Below are 928 nucleotides of genomic sequence, written 5' to 3' on the forward strand. Positions count from 1 at the left end.
TTCGAGCAGCTCCGTACGGGTTTCCCGCCACAGCGGCCCGGCCTGCGGCTGCGCCGACCAGGCGGCGTAGCAGCCGGCGAGGTAACCCGCGTCCTCGCGCAGCAGTTCCGCCACCGGCGCGGAGCGGGCCGCCTGCCGGTACGCGGCCAGCAGTTCGGGGTCCTCGCTGCCCGCCAGGGCCCGCAGGGCCGCCTCGTCGGGCCCGTCCGGCGCGAGCAGCCGCCCGGCCACCGCCGCGTACGCCGCCTCCCGCGCGCCCGGCTCCGGCGACAGGGCCCCCAGCTCCAGGGCCCGGCGCAGGCCCTCCCCGGCCGGGCCGCCCGCGCGCAGGTCCCGGACCAGTTCCCACAGCAGCAGCGCGGGACGCTGCCGGTCCGGCAGCTCCGCCCCGAAGTGCCGCAGCAGCTCCGGCGCCAGGTCCGCCGCCGCCCCGTCCCCCGCGGGCGCCACCGCGGCGGCCCGGGCGAGCAGCTCCCAGGTACCGGCGTCCCGGTGCACGGCGGCACCCGTCGTCGCCAGCAGCAGCCCTGCCTCGGCCGGCTGCGGCGGGTCCCCGCCCCAGACCAGCCGCATCCCGGTGCGCAGCACGAGCGGCTCGGCGTACAGCGAGACCCCGGCCTCCCGCAGCAGGGCCTCCAGCGCGAGCACCCGGTCCGCCCGGCCGTCCGGGTCCTGCGCCGCCCGGGCGCACATCCGCAGGTGCGGCAGCGCCTCCGCCGCGCCCAGCCGCAGCCCGGTCCGCTCGAACAGCCGGGCCCCGGCGGCCGGATCGCCCGCGGCGAGCGCGTCCAGCCGATCGAGCACGAGGGCCCGCAGCACGGGCAGCTCCACCAGCGACTCCCGCTCCCGCGGCCCGTACGCCCGCTCCGGCTCGCTGATCAACGCATGCGCCAGCCGCCGCGCCACACCGGGCAACGCCTCCCCACCG

Annotated in this window: 1 protein-coding gene; it reads right to left on the minus strand. The window is 80.5% G+C overall.

Annotation, left to right across the window (positions count from 1 at the left end; genetic code table 11):
- The coding region (locus SSNG_RS42350; RefSeq protein ID WP_277752158.1) for a GTPase-associated protein 1-related protein at positions 1-915 on the minus strand (915 nt) is incomplete at its 3' end.
- Positions 916-928: the final 13 nt, after the last annotated feature.

Origin of the sequence: Streptomyces sp. C (genome assembly GCF_000158895.1) — a bacterium.
Taxonomy (GTDB): Bacteria; Actinomycetota; Actinomycetes; order Streptomycetales; family Streptomycetaceae; genus Streptomyces; species Streptomyces racemochromogenes.